At 53.7% G+C, this 14,525-nt stretch carries 9 protein-coding genes and 1 tRNA gene; 7 read left to right on the top strand and 3 right to left on the bottom strand.

Features of this window, described 5'->3' with window-relative positions:
• Positions 1-631 precede the first annotated feature (631 nt).
• From I6N98_RS07530 to I6N98_RS07500, 7 genes are all read left to right on the top strand, one after another.
• Complete coding sequence (locus I6N98_RS07530; RefSeq protein ID WP_198571168.1) at positions 632-1,111, top strand: JAB domain-containing protein; 480 nt, start codon at positions 632-634, stop codon at positions 1,109-1,111.
• A 449-nt stretch (positions 1,112-1,560) separates the two neighbouring features.
• Positions 1,561-5,073, top strand: a complete 3,513-nt coding sequence (gene hsdR / locus I6N98_RS07525) for a type I restriction-modification system endonuclease (RefSeq protein WP_198571167.1) — start codon at positions 1,561-1,563, stop codon at positions 5,071-5,073.
• Between the two features lie 91 nt (positions 5,074-5,164).
• A complete protein-coding gene (locus I6N98_RS07520) occupies positions 5,165-6,328 on the top strand; it encodes a Fic family protein (RefSeq protein WP_198571166.1) in 1,164 nt (387 codons plus the stop codon).
• Positions 6,325-7,950: a class I SAM-dependent DNA methyltransferase gene (locus I6N98_RS07515; RefSeq protein ID WP_198571165.1), complete on the top strand. Its 1,626-nt coding sequence runs from the start codon at positions 6,325-6,327 to the stop codon at positions 7,948-7,950. The genes I6N98_RS07520 and I6N98_RS07515 overlap by 4 nt, the downstream gene beginning before the upstream one ends.
• A complete protein-coding gene (locus I6N98_RS07510; RefSeq protein ID WP_198571164.1) occupies positions 7,950-9,341 on the top strand; it encodes a restriction endonuclease subunit S in 1,392 nt (463 codons plus the stop codon). Before I6N98_RS07515 ends, I6N98_RS07510 begins: the two co-directional genes overlap by 1 nt.
• A gap of 23 nt (positions 9,342-9,364) precedes the next feature.
• Positions 9,365-11,158: a GmrSD restriction endonuclease domain-containing protein gene (locus I6N98_RS07505; RefSeq protein WP_232787499.1), complete on the top strand. Its 1,794-nt coding sequence runs from the start codon at positions 9,365-9,367 to the stop codon at positions 11,156-11,158.
• Positions 11,159-11,252: 94 nt separating this feature from the next.
• The gene (locus tag I6N98_RS07500; protein WP_198571162.1) at positions 11,253-12,059 is read left to right on the top strand and encodes a hypothetical protein; all 807 of its coding nucleotides are present in this window, start codon (positions 11,253-11,255) and stop codon (positions 12,057-12,059) included.
• Between the two features lie 724 nt (positions 12,060-12,783).
• On the opposite strand, the gene I6N98_RS07490 is transcribed toward I6N98_RS07500, so the two are convergent.
• The 3 genes from I6N98_RS07490 to I6N98_RS07480 all read right to left on the bottom strand — a co-directional run bounded on the left by I6N98_RS07490 (position 12,784) and on the right by I6N98_RS07480 (position 14,508).
• Positions 12,784-12,876 (bottom strand) — tRNA-Ser (locus tag I6N98_RS07490).
• 152 nt (positions 12,877-13,028) lie between these two features.
• A complete protein-coding gene (gene csrA, locus I6N98_RS07485; RefSeq protein WP_198571160.1) occupies positions 13,029-13,211 on the bottom strand; it encodes a carbon storage regulator CsrA in 183 nt (60 codons plus the stop codon).
• Positions 13,212-13,278: 67 nt separating this feature from the next.
• Positions 13,279-14,508 (bottom strand): aspartate kinase, encoded by a 1,230-nt coding sequence (locus I6N98_RS07480; protein WP_198571159.1) that lies wholly within the window; start codon positions 14,506-14,508, stop codon positions 13,279-13,281.
• Between the last annotated feature and the right edge of the window lie 17 nt (positions 14,509-14,525).

Raw genomic sequence — 14,525 nt, 5'->3', positions numbered from 1 at the left:
CTCTAAATACAATTTTTCAAGAAACGATATTCACCCGATGTACTAAGAGTCATACGCTGATCTTTCCCGATATACTAACGGTACGAAAAATAGCAATTTCGACTATATAAAGCCGATATCCTATGCCAGAACTGGGGAGCGCTCAGTGAATGGCCTTCAGACAACCTCATACTATCCAGCCGCTGAAAGGCCGACATCAGCACCCCAAGCGAGGCGAAAATGACGTACCGAGGCGAGTGGAGCTTCACTGGAGCACGCCACGCAGTGGCGCGGAAGTGAAGGGCCGCGAGGGAGGGGCGGCAGTTTTCCCGCAGCGCCGAGGGTGCTGGTGACGGCCTGGTAGTCATCACATATCCGCAGGTTTTTCAAAAATATCTCATCTGCCTACGCCCCCAGTGCTGGTCTGTCGGCTCACACTTCTGTGACCTCCCCCCCCCGGTAGCGATCTAATTGCGTGCTGTAGGGATACCCCCCACCGCTTTTTGCTTCCAACTGTTCGGATTAGCTCACTAAGCAAGAGAGCACTTGGCTCCGCCCCTGTTCAGGCGCTTCCCGCCAAAGCCGGGGTATCACTGATGGTATTGCAGCCGTTCATACCCCTCCTCTGCCAACTAAAGACCGGAGCCATATCATGGAGAACTCGCTCTCAACATTTCCACCCACCTCACTGAGCCCAACCCAGGAGCACATCATCCAAGAAGCCATCAGTATACTGGCATCAACACTTCGCGAGGGTGTCGCCTGCACCAGCGCCGCCCATGTCCAGAGCTACTGCCAGCTTGAAATAGCCACGGAATCCGAGGAGCTGTTTTGCGCCTTGTACCTCAATAACCAACATAAGATGGTCGCCTTTGAAAAGCTGTTCCGCGGCACCATAGATTCCGCCGCCGTACACCCCAGGGTCGTGGTCAGAAAAGCCCTAGAGCACAACGCCGCCGCAGCCATCCTGGTGCATAACCATCCGTCCGGAAACCTTGAGCCAAGCCAATCCGACAAGGCTATAACCAAAAAGCTGAAAGACGCGCTATCTCTTATCGATGTACGCACCTTGGATCACATCCTGGTTACTGTCGAAGGCACACTGTCCTTTGCCGAGAAAGGCCTGATTTGATTGGATTGCGAGTACCCTTACCGGGTGCTCGTTCTTTTTTTGTTGGTCGGAATAAGGATGTCCCAGGTTCAACATAAGACGGGATTATGCGCAGTGACGAGCACTGTCCGCCTGCGCCGCATAATCAGTCCTATGTTAAATCCGATCCTCTTCCTTATATCCCGTGCCCCGTGCCGCCGGCATCCCCACTACGCTGGCGCTTCGTGGGCTACCGGCGACCCGGGGCTATCAACTACTCAATAGTCGGCATTATCTGGTCGCTTTTTGATCAACCGGAAGACTTGCTCTAACAAATTAAAGACGACCGGGTGCTCCACTACCATCGTTGACACAACATAAACTAAAGCCACCGCATCAAACAGGGTTTGTGGGTCGCCGAGATTTCTCATATAGTCCTAACTATCTGGCTGTGGATATGGCCAAGCGACATAATAACGCTCGAGGGATTGATGGGCAGCAAAAGCACTGAGCCGCCAAGCAGTAACTTTGCCTTTTTAGGCGAACATGACCCGATTTTCCTACACTTGGCCTCCGCCGCCGAGTATGTGTTTGCGTCCGATCCCAATACCACACTGATAAAGCTGAGACAGTTGGGCGAAGCCTTAGCTCAGGACCTTGCCGCCCGAGCCGGCCTCGAATTTGACCAGGGCACCAACCAAGCTGACCTGTTGTATCGCCTTAATCGCGAGATAACGCTCGAGCCAGATATCCGCAATCTATTCCATACCTTGCGCATTGAGGGCAACAAAGCCACCCATCAGTTCAAGACCCTCCACCGGGAGGCCATGCAGGGTCTGAAGGTCGCCCGTGCATTGGCTGTGTGGTATCACCGCTCATTCGGTAAGTCGGGTACGCAATTCAAGCCTGGCCCCTTTGTCCCTCCTCACGACCCCAGTCTCAGACTCAGGGAACTGCAAAAAGAAATCGAGCAACTCAACGCTGAACTCGCCACCAAAGCCGACCAGCAGGACAAGGAGTCGCAGCGAGATGAGCTACTCGAGGCCGAAAAGCAGGAGTACCAGCAGCTCGCCGAATTGATGGATCAAGAAGCTCGTCAATTTGAGGAGCAAGCCAAAGCCGCTGAGGCACAGCTGGACACCGAAAGAAAGCAGTTCGCCAAGCAGTTGGCGGCGCTCCAGGAGCAACTCGCAGCCAATACGGCCAACGCCGCCCAACAACGCACCGACGTCAAAGCCAAAACCCAGTCTGCCAGCAAAACCCTGGTGCTTGACGAAGAGATGACCCGGGTTTTCATCGACCAAATGTTGATGGATGCTGGCTGGGAGGCCGACACCCAGGCATTGACCTACCAATCCGGCGCCCGTCCCGAAAAAGGCACCAACAAAGCCATCGCAGAATGGCCCACCCGCACCGGTCGTGCCGACTATGTCCTATTTGCCGGCTTGATACCGATTGCAGTGGTCGAAGCCAAGCGCGAAAACAAGAACGTTGCAGGGATGATTCCCCAGGCAGAGCGCTATGCCAAAGGCTTCGAACTCACTCCGCCGCAAGTCTCGGCATGGGAGCACCAAGGTCGCAGCATAGCCTGGCCAGACGAGGCCGATGGCCACTATCAAATTCCCTTTGTGTTTTCCTGCAACGGGCGGGAATACGTCAAACAACTTACTGAGCAATCCGGAACCTGGTTCCGGGATGTGCGTCATCCCAGCAACACCAGTCGCGCCCTATCAAGCTTCCACAGTCCAGACGGCTTGCTGGACTTACTGACACGAGACCGCCTAAAGGCCGAGCAGGAGCTGCAACAGGAGGGCATGGCGTACCTCAAGCTCCGTGACTACCAGCAAAAAGCCATCACCGCCGTAGAAGAAGCGCTTTCGCGAAACCAGCGCGAGTGCCTGCTGGCGATGGCCACCGGCACCGGGAAGACACGGACCATCATTGGCTTGATGTATCGATTCCTAAAAACAGAGCGCTTCCGGCGAGTCTTGTTTCTGGTAGACCGCAACGCGCTGGGTACCCAAGCCTTAGATGCCTTCAAAGAGGCAACGCTGGAGCAGAATCACACCCTGACAGAAATCTATACGGTTAATGAGCTTGGCGATATCGTCCTCGATGCAGAAACCCGGGTCCAGGTCGCCACCGTCCAGTCCATGGTTAAACGTATCTTCATGTCAGATCATCCTCCGCCGGTGGATGCCTTTGACTGCATCATTATTGATGAGGCCCACCGCGGCTATACCCTGGATCAGGAGATGACCGACGGCGAGCTGGCGGTACGGGATACCGATCAGTACCTGTCTAGCTACCGGCGGGTGCTGGATTACTTTGATGCCGTCAAAGTGGGCCTTACCGCTACCCCGGCAAAACACACCAGTGAGATATTCGGTAAGCCGGTCTATACCTACTCATACCGGGAGGCGGTGGCTGACGACTGGTTGATCGACCACGAGCCCCCCATCCGCTACGAGACCTTGCTCACGCGCAACAACATCCATTTTGACAAAGGCGAAACAGTCCAGGCCATCAATACCTCCACTGGGGAAATAGAAGCCTCTGAGCTGGAAGACGAGCTAGACTTTGAAGTCGAGTCATTTAACCGCGGGGTGATCAACGAGAACTTTAACCGCGTGATCTGTGAACAGCTAGCCCAAGAGCTGGACCCCTTCGGCGACGAGAAGACCATGATCTTTTGCGCCACCGATCTTCACGCCGACATGGTGAAACGCCTGCTAGATGCCGCCTTCTCCGAGCTCTACAACGGCGAGTACAATCAGGCCGCTGTTGCCAAAATCACCGGCCAAAGCGACAAGGTCAGTCAGTTGATCAGCCGTTATAAAAATGAGCGCTACCCCAATATCGCCATTACTGTAGATCTACTTACCACTGGCATAGATGTGCCACCCATCTGCCACTTGGTGTTCTTGCGCCGTGTTAAATCTCGCATCCTCTATGAGCAGATGATTGGACGCGCTACCCGCCGCTGCGATGAGATTGGCAAGACCGTATTCCGCATTTACGACCCGGTGGACATCTACGCTGCACTGCAAGACGTTTCCACCATGAAGCCCCTGGTGCGTAACCCCAATATCACCCTGGAGCAGCTTTGCGACGAACTGACTGACCCCGCCAAGCTCGAAGCCAGTCTTAATGCCCCCGGTGACGACACCGACCACAGCCATGCCGACACAGTGCTTAGCCAATTGGGGCAAAAAGTCATGCAGGTGATGCGCAAAGCCGGCAAACGCGGCGAAACCAATCCACAAGTCAAAAAGAAGCTAGAGGAGCTGGAGTACAGCTGGGGAGTCGAACCCACCAAACTCCACCAACACCTCCACACTCTCGGCCCCAAACAAGCCTCAGAGTTCCTCACTCAGCACAGCGGCTTTCTACAACAGCTCGCGGAGGTCAAAACCCTATTGGGCAGCGACCACATGCCCGTCCTGTCTGATCACGAAGATGAACTAGTAGCCCGGGATCAGAGTTACGGCAAATACGAAAAGCCCCAAGATTACCTCGACAGCTTCAACCAGTTTATTCGCCAGCAGGTAAACCAATCGGCCGCTCTCAGTGCCGTTGTGAATCGCCCTCGGGACCTCACCCGCGACCAGTTAAAAGAAATCCGCCTGTTGTTGGACGAGCATGGCTACACCGAGCCCACGCTGCGCAGTGCCTGGCGCCAACAGACTAACCAAGATATTGCGGCCAGTATCATTGGGCATATCCGCCGCGCCGCCCTGGGTGAGGCCATGGTGCCCTTTGAGCAACGGGTGCAATCCGGTATTGAGCGCATTCTCAGCCAGCACAACTGGACGCCCCTGCAGCGCAAGTGGTTAACGCGATTGGGCAAGCAGCTCACCAATGAGGTCATCATTGATCGTGACGCGATCAACCAGCTACCCGCGTTTAACGGTGGCGCCAAACAGCTCGACAAAGTATTGAATAATCAACTAGATATGGTAATCGACGGCCTTGGGGAGGCGTTGTGGCCCGATTCGGCCTAGCCTCAACAGAGTAAATTAAATCTCCGCTTTATTTTATTTTAAAAGCAAAGTTAAAATAACCACTTCGCTTATTTTACGTTTAGAGACCCCAATGGAACGAGGCCTTACCGGGCGCTACGAACCCAGCATCGCCGGCGGTGTGCACTGTCAGGCCTTTATCCCAGCCCCTCTGCCTCCAGAGCCAGCGCTGGCGATTTCCGGCAAACTGCAATCCCGGATCAACCAGGCCATGTTGGCGCTGGGCCGTCTTGACGCCATCAGCACACTACTGCCCGACGCCCACCTCTTCCTCTATAGCTATGTGCGCAAAGAGGCGGTGATGTCCTCACAAATCGAGGGCACCCAATCGTCGCTCAGCGACCTGATGCTCTACGAAATGGAAGGCATGCCCGGCGTTCCCATGGACGACGTGCAAGAAGTGTCCTGTTACGTCAATGCCTTGTCTCTCGGCGTGCAGCGCATACGAGAAGGTCACCCCATTGCCTTTCGCTTACTCAGCGAACTTCACAGCTCATTGATGACTTCTGGTCGGGGTATCAACAAGCGCCCTGGGGAGTTTCGGCAAAATCAGGTGTGGATTGGCGGTCACCGTGCTGATGAAGCAACATTTGTCCCCGCCCCGGCCACCGCCCTGGCCGACAGTTGGGCCGAGTTGGAGCGCTTTATCAATGACGTACCCAACGCTACTGACCCCCTGATAAAAGCGGCACTGACCCACGTGCAGTTTGAGACCATACACCCCTTTCTGGACGGCAACGGCCGACTGGGGCGTTTGCTAATCCCATTGATACTGGTATCCGCCGGCATCCTGCACGAACCCCTGCTCTACCTGTCGGTGTTCTTCAAGAAGCACCGTCAGACCTATTACGACCACCTGCAACAGGTCCGCCTGACCGGTGACTGGGAGAGCTGGCTGTTGTTTTTTGTTGATGCTGTCGCCGAAACAGCCACCCAGGCGGTGGCCACAGCGCAACAGCTCAACACCCTGCGCCAGCACCACAAGGCACAACTCGGCAGTCTGGGCCGCCTGGCGTCCTCTGCCGGCCAGGTGTTGGATGTTTTATTTGAGCACCCCATTGCCAATATCAGTACCGTGGTAGCGGACAGCAATTTAACAGCCGCAACCGTCGGCAAAGTAATGGACCGTCTATCCCAGCCCGATATGGCACTGGTACGGGAGCTCACCGGACAAAAGCGCAATCGCGTGTTTGCTTACAGCGCCTACATCGATATTTTGAATCAGGATCAAGCATGACCCATAACGACATCGTCCAAAAACTCTGGAATCTCTGCGACGTTCTCCGGGACGACGGCATTAACTACAGCGACTACGTCACCGAGCTAGTCATGCTGCTGTTTATGAAAATGGCCCATGAGAACACCGAGTCCGGCCTATTGGATAAACACCCTCTCCCCGAAGGGTGCCGCTGGACCGACCTCAACAGTAAATCCGGCCTCAACCTGCTGGATGATTACAAACGCATATTGTTAGCCCTCTCCTCCGGTAAAGACGGCCAAGGAAACAACATCCATGCCGACCCGCTGATCCTGGCGGTATACGCCGACGCCCAGACCCGGCTGCGGGAGCCTCGGCATTTGGAGCAGCTGGTTAAATCCCTGGACCAGATCGACTGGTACAGCGCCCAGCAAGATGGCCTTGGCGACCTCTACGAGGGCTTGCTTGAGAAAAACGCCAACGAGACCAAATCCGGTGCCGGGCAATACTTCACCCCCCGTGCCTTAATCAACTCCATGGTGCGCTGCATCAAACCCCAACCCGGTGAGGTTATCCAAGACCCCGCCGCCGGCACCGCCGGCTTCCTGATCGCCGCTGACGCCTACATAAAATCCCAGACAGACGACCTGTTTGACCTGAATGCCAAAGCGCAAAAATTTCAGCGTAACAAAGCCTTTCTTGGTGTAGAGCTGGTGCCCGGCACTCGGCGCTTAGCCTTAATGAACTGCCTACTGCACGGCATGGAAGGTGATGATGAAGGGGTTGTTCACCTGGGTAATGCCTTGGGTATGGTGGGCCAGGGGCTCAGTAAAGCGGATGTGATCCTCGCCAACCCGCCATTTGGTACCTCCAAGGGTGGCGAGGCCAGTATTACCCGAGACGACCTCACCTATAAAACCAGCAACAAACAGCTGGCCTTTCTCCAGCATATCTACCGCAACCTTAAGCCTGGGGGCCGGGCGGCTGTTGTGCTACCGGACAATGTTTTATTCGAGGCCGGTGTCGGCACGGAAGTCCGACGCGACCTCATGGACAAGTGCAACCTGCACACCATACTCCGCCTGCCCACCGGTATCTTTTACGCCCAGGGCGTAAAGACCAACGTGCTGTTCTTTACCAAGGGCGCCGACGCCTCAAAGAACCCCAAAGCCAAGCTTCAGGAAGAAAACTGTACTGAAAAAGTCTGGGTCTACGATCTACGGACCAACATGCCCAGCTTTGGTAAACGCACGCCCTTCACCGAGGCACATTTAAAGCCCTTTGAAAAGGTGTACGGCAGAAAGGCCGACGGCACTTCCAAACGCACTGAAGGCGAATGGAGCTGGAACGCCAAAGACGCTGAGACAACCGGCGATGCGGCCAGTGACAATGAAAACTTGGAAAAAAGCCGCTGGCGGGTCTTTAGCCGGGACTGGATACGGGACACTAAGGGTGACTCGTTGGATATTAGCTGGCTGAAGGATAAAGACAGCGTGGATGCGGCAAACTTGCCGGAGCCGGAGGTGTTGGCGGCTGAGGCTATGGCAGAGTTGACGGAGGCCCTTCGGGAGATTGATGGGTTAATGCGTGTTTTGGGTGCTGGCGACGAAGCAGATAGTCAAAAGAAAATGCTAGAAGAAGTAATGGGCGTTACCAACTAATGGTTACTTATTCAGACTGTCCAGACGCATGGCGCATATCAGACTTAGGAAGCATTGTCTACATTAACCCAAAGGAGAAATTGCACGACGAATTAGAGATTGGCTTCATGCCAATGGCCGGTATGCCTACTGATTACCTTGGTAAATGCTCGTTCTCTAAATGCCATTGGCATGAGAAGAAAAAGGGGTTTACGCAATTCCGAGATGGCGACGTACTTTTCGCTAAAATCACACCTTGCTTTGAGAATGGAAAATCGACCGTTGTCAGAAATTTTCCAAGCGGCTGGGGAGCAGGTAGCACGGAATACTACGTGCTTCGACCAGTTATATCTGAGCTTGATCCGCGCTATGTACACGCTCTCCTTAGCACCAAAGAATTTTTAGTCAATGGCGCAGTTAATATGAGCGGCTCTGTCGGTCACAAACGCGTTCCCAAAGATTTTGTATCGCAGTACACGATCCCTTTACCTCCAGCCGCCGAACAAAAAGTCATCGCCGACAAGCTGGACGAACTGCTGGCCCAGGTCGATATCTTGAAAGCCCGTCTCGACGCGATCCCAGCCATACTCAAACGTTTCCGCCAGTCTGTTCTTGCGGCGGCGGTGAGTGGGAGATTGACGGAGGATTGGAGGGATGACGTTAGCTGTGATGATCAAGGTTATCCTATCACATGGAGTTACCAGAGGCTTTCCGATGTCGGAACACTGGCCCGTGGAAAGTCAAAACATCGCCCCCGTAATGACCCTAGACTCTTTGGCGATAAATATCCGTTTATCCAGACCGGAGAGGTTGCGAACTCACGCGGTGAGGTCAAGTCAGCGTCAAAATTTTACAGTGAATTTGGTCTAGCACAGAGTCAATTATTTCCGAGGGGAACGCTTTGCATCACTATCGCTGCCAATATTGCTGACACTGCAATCCTAGGAATCGATGCTTGCTTCCCCGACAGTGTCGTCGGATTTACGCCTGACAGGACCAGATCTCACGAGAAGTTTGTCAAATTTCTAATAGAAAACAATAAAACAAATTTGGAGGAGTTCGCGCCTGCAACTGCTCAAAAAAATATTAATCTCAAAGTACTCAATGACCTGAAACTCCCAATGCCCGGCCCAGAAGAACAAATCGAAATAGTCCACCGGGTAGACCAACTCTTCGCCTACGCCGACCAAATCGGACAACAGGTCAATAAAGCCCAAGCACGGGTAGATAAGCTTACCCAGTCGATCCTCGCCAAAGCCTTTCGCGGAGAACTGACCGAGCAATGGCGCAAGGATAATCCCGAGCTGATTAGCGGCGAGAATTCCGCCGAGGCCTTATTGGCCCGCATCAAAGCCGAGCGGGAGGCGGCCAAGCCTAAAAAGAAGACCCGCTCACGCAGAGCCAAGTCTTAACGTATTGCGACGATCAAGGATTGATGATGACGACCTTCGACAGCACCAAACGCTCACTGCCTGACCTGCTTTCAGACATCTGCAAGGGCAAAATTCAGTTACCGGACTTCCAGCGCGGCTGGGTCTGGGATGACGACCACGTTAAAAGCCTGCTAGTCAGTATTGCTCGCTCCTTTCCTGTGGGGGCTGTCATGCTCATGGAGACCGGCGGTGAGGTCCGCTTTCAGGTCAGGCCGGTGGAGGGGGTTGATGCCAACTCAGTGGCAAAGAACCCTGAGCTGCTTATATTAGATGGCCAACAACGCTTGACCAGCTTAACCCAGGCTGTGGCACTGGCTGCCCCCGTCAATACTCGCACCGCCAAGGGCAAGGCTATTCAACGTCACTACTATTTTGATATTAAGGCAGCGCTGGAGGGTGAAGACCATCTAGAAGACGCCATCGTTGCCGTGGACGAGAATCGTCATATCAGGCGCAATTTTGGCCGGGATATCGAGCTGGATCTCTCCACTCGGGAGAAGGAATGTAAGCAGCTGTTCTTCCCCTGCGATCAGATATTGGATGACCGGGACTGGCTTCAGAATCTGTTTGAGTTCAATAAGGACGAGATGGGGACTTACCTGACCTTTCAAAATCAGGTCATTAAGGCCTTTAACGACTATCAGCTGCCTATCATCGAGCTGAAAAAGGAAACCAGCAAAGAGGCCGTGTGTCTGGTGTTTGAGAAGGTCAACACCGGCGGCGTCCAGCTCTCCGTCTTTGAGCTGATCACCGCCAGCTACGCTGCTGATGGCTACAATCTACGGGACGACTGGCTGGGCTCGGAGATTCGCGAGGTGGACGCGCGCAAAGGTCGATTGGCTACCCAGGAATTGCTCGAAGGGGTTGAGAGCACGGATTTTCTACAAGCCATCACCCTCCTCCATACCCTGGAACGTAAAGCCAAAGATGTCGAGGCGGGTAAGCAAGGCAAGCAGGTACGCGCTGTTAGCGCCAAGCGCGCCTCAGTCTTGGAACTCCCCCTTGAGGCCTATCGGCATTGGGCTGACCCGGTAGAGGCGGGGTTTATCGAAAGCGCACGCTTTCTGCGGGGCGAGGGCTTCTACAGCCCCCGAGAGCTCCCCTACCGCACGCAACTGGTTCCTTTAGCCGCCTTGATGACCCAACTCGGCGAAACCTGGCGAGAGCCTAAAACCCATGAAAAGCTCTGCCGCTGGTTCTGGTCTGGCGTATTGGGTGAACTCTACGGCGGCGCCGTGGAAACCCGCATAGCCCTGGACTTGGAAGAGGTCCTGGCCTGGATCAACGGTGATGAGCAGCTACCTCGCACCGTGACAGACGCCTCCTTTGATCCCGAACGCTTAGAATCACTTCGTACCCGCACCAGTGCGGCCTACAAGGCCATCAATGTACTGATCATCCGCGAGGGTGCGGAAGACTTCTTTTGGAAAGGCAGCATTCAAAGCCTGGACGCCGAGGAAGTCAGCCTCGATATTCACCATATATTCCCCAAAGCCTGGTGCCAAAGTCACGGCATTGCTCCCAGAGTGTACGACTCTATCATCAACAAAACGCCTATCTCCTACAAAGCCAACCGCATGATCGGCGGGGACGCACCATCGATTTATCTCGATAAGCTTCAGCGCCATGCACACGTGCAAGCAGATGACGAAACATTTGACCGTATTCTTAGCGGCCACTGTATCCCCGCTGATGAAATGCGTAACAATGATTTTCATGGCTTCTACGCAACAAGAAAGCACCGGCTGTTAAAGTTGATTGAAAACGCAATGGGCAAAAGAGCATTGACTGGCTAGAAACCAAGCTGTCTTTCTCGCAGGAAACAATTGTCCGCTACAGGCATATCCACATCAAAGACATAAACATTTGCGGCTATCAAAGGACCTGATTATGAGTGACAAACTTATTGCTTCTTTATCAAAAAAGTCAGACTCCGAGCTCTGCACACTACGACATAATACGCAGACTATTTTGGACGAGCCCTCAGAAACAGCCCGACATCAACGTGCAGAGCTATTGTTGGACGCTATCGACAAAGAGCTTGAGCAACGTCATTTACCCGGCATGATTGCCACATTCCATGAGGAATACCCCGACGGCTTCTATGGACAGGCCTATTTAGACATTGAGCGAAACTACAAAGTAGAGGCCAGTGAGCTCTGTAAAGAGCTTTTAGCGCAACCAATTATGGAGAGTTTAATTAAAGCTCAAGATTGGGATGCACTGTTTGATCGGGTCAAAAGATCAGTGAACAGCACAAACTTGATTCAAGCCAGTTTCGAACGCCCCAAGCTATTCGACAAGATTAGGGAACAAGGCAACCCTGAGCGCTACTACCCAGCACTATATGATTGTTTACACGGCCCTGGGTCCGCGTCGAAAAGACTCGGCCACTTCTGCGACATTCTGCAGGAACTAGAGCTAAACAAATGGACTTATGCAAGCTATTTCCTCTTCCTTCACGATCCTGAAAACTGCATGTTTGTGAAACCAGAAGGTTTTAGGAAAAGCATTGAAATTACACAGTACCCACTCACATACGAGGCAAGCCCGAACGCCGAGCTGTATGAGCAAGTGCTGAGCTTTAGCCGCTGGCTGTCCGCCAAGCTGGAAGCGCTTAAACCTCGTGACATGATCGATGTTCAATCTTTTATGTGGCATATGGCGCCTACAGGCATTCATGCTAAGGGGGAATAAATATGCCGCTACAGAACAGAGTCACTCCCTTTGGCGAACTCGAGGCTGTGTCTGCAAGAGGCACTTGGATGGGAAACAGGGGCATTTTGCATGACCAGAGTAAGAATATTGTCGCACTGTGGCGTCATCCCAACTGGGTCATCTGCAAGCTTGAGTTCAATGGATGGAAAAGGGAGCTGTTTGGAGCTGGGACATACTCGGAGCTATTCTTCCTTGACGAAGCCACCGCTTTGGCCGCCGGGCACCGCCCCTGTGGCACATGCCGTCGAGAACGGTATAAAGAGTTTAAAGCTCTCTGGTTCGACGTGAACGCGGACCTTTTAGAAGGTCAGAAGCCTACCATTGCTACCCTCGACAAGTTGATGCACAAGCAGCGGGCAAACCGACAACGGCAAAAAGTGACCTACCAGGCTGTAGCTGGATCGCTCCCTAACGGCACTATAGTCAGCATTGAGAACATGCCCTTCCTGCTTTGGGAGGACATGCTACGCCCTTGGACTCACTTCGGCTACGGAGAACTCAGGCATACTGTGCCCCGGGACCAACACGTCGATGTATTGACCCCAAAATCAGTGGTGAGAATGCTAGAGCGTGGATTCGTGCCTGAAGTGCACTGTTCTGTAGGATGAAGGGGTATCGACAAAAATTGACGGTCTGCCTGACGGCTTGAAAGACCCCTAGAACGCAAAAAGCCCTTGAGGATCAAGGGCTTTCGCGTTTGTTATGGCGGAGAAGGAGGGATTCGAACCCTCGATGAGGCTACAAACCCCATACTCCCTTAGCAGGGGAGCGCCTTCAGCCACTCGGCCACCTCTCCGTAAACAGGTTTCGCATTTTAGCGTCGGGGTTGGGCTTGTCGCTTCCCCGATTCGTTGCTAAGACATTGTTTTACAAGCAATGTGCTTAGCTCCGAAAACGCGCGGCATGATAACATACTGAGCGACAAAGCAAAGTCTAACCCGAAATTTTTTACTCCTTATTGCCGTCTTTTTCGTGCTGTATGCGGTCGTAAATCTCTTCCCGGTGTACGGCAATATGTTTGGGCGCATTCACACCCAGGCGGACCTGGTTGCCTTTCACTCCCAGTACGGTGACGGTCACTTCATCCCCAACCATCAGGGTCTCGCCAATGCGACGTGTCAGAATCAACATAGAAAACTCTCCTTTATGAGCCAATAGCACGCCACTTCCGTCATGAAGTGTTACAGCGCTAAGCCTTTTACGTGGCTGGCTCTTTGTCCAGATCAAAGGCCGCGTGCAGCGCCCTTACTGCCAGTTCCAGATATTTTTCGTCAATCACCACAGAGACTTTAATCTCCGAAGTGGTAATCAACTGAATATTGATAGACTCAGCCGCCAGGGCCTTGAACATCTTGCTGGCAATACCAGCATGGGAACGCATTCCGACGCCCACCAGCGACACTTTGGCTATGGTGTTATCCGTTTTGACTTCCCGGGCACCGGTTTGTTGCACCAGGTCTTTGACAATGGCCTCAGCCTTGGCCATATCACCCCGGCTCACGGTAAAGGTGAAGTCAGTGGTCTTGTCTTCGGCGACATTCTGCACGATAACGTCGACCTCGATATTGGCCTCGCTGACCGGCCCCAAAAGCTGGTAGGCCAAGCCCGGGGTATCGGGGACTCCTAATACGGTGATTTTGGCCTCGTCGCGGGTAAACGCGATCCCCGAGATGGCGGGGTTTTCCATATCCGACTCTTCCTCAAGACTAATCAGGGTGCCCGGCCCATCTTCAAAGGCATGCAACACCCGCAGTGGTACATTGTACTTACCGGCGAATTCCACCGCCCGTATCTGCAAGACCTTTGAGCCCAAGCTGGCCATTTCCAGCATTTCCTCGAAGGTAATGCGATCCAGACGCCGCGCTTTGTCCACTACCCGTGGATCAGTGGTGTAGACGCCATCGACATCGGTGTAGATTTGGCATTCATCGGCTTTGAGCGCCGCCGCCAGAGCTACCCCGGTCGTGTCTGAGCCACCGCGACCGAGGGTGGTAATATTGCCCTCTTCATCGACACCCTGGAAACCCGCAACAACCACTACATTGCCTTCGGCAAGGTCGCTGCGAATGCGGTGGTCATCGATCTCCCGAATCCGCGCTTTGGTGTGGGCTTCATCGGTCAAAATTCTGACTTGGCTGCCAGTGTAGGATTTGGCGCCATAGCCCAACTCGTGCAAGGCCATGCACAGCAGTGAAATGGTGACCTGCTCGCCAGTGGACACCAGCACATCCAGTTCTCGGGGGGTGGGGTTGGCCTGCATGGCCTTGGCGAGGTCGATCAGCCGGTTGGTCTCGCCACTCATCGCGGAGACCACCACAACCACATCGTGCCCCTGATCCCGAAAACCTGCCACTTTGCGGGCCACGGCCTGGATACGTTCCACGGTGCCCACCGAGGTACCGCCGAATTTTTGAACAATCAGACTCATCGTACACTTCTTAACTT

This window comes from Spongiibacter nanhainus, from assembly GCF_016132545.1.
GTDB lineage: Bacteria > Pseudomonadota > Gammaproteobacteria > Pseudomonadales > Spongiibacteraceae > Spongiibacter > Spongiibacter nanhainus.
Note: the sequence above shows the minus strand (reverse complement) of the source record. Positions and strands in the feature narration are given on the sequence as shown.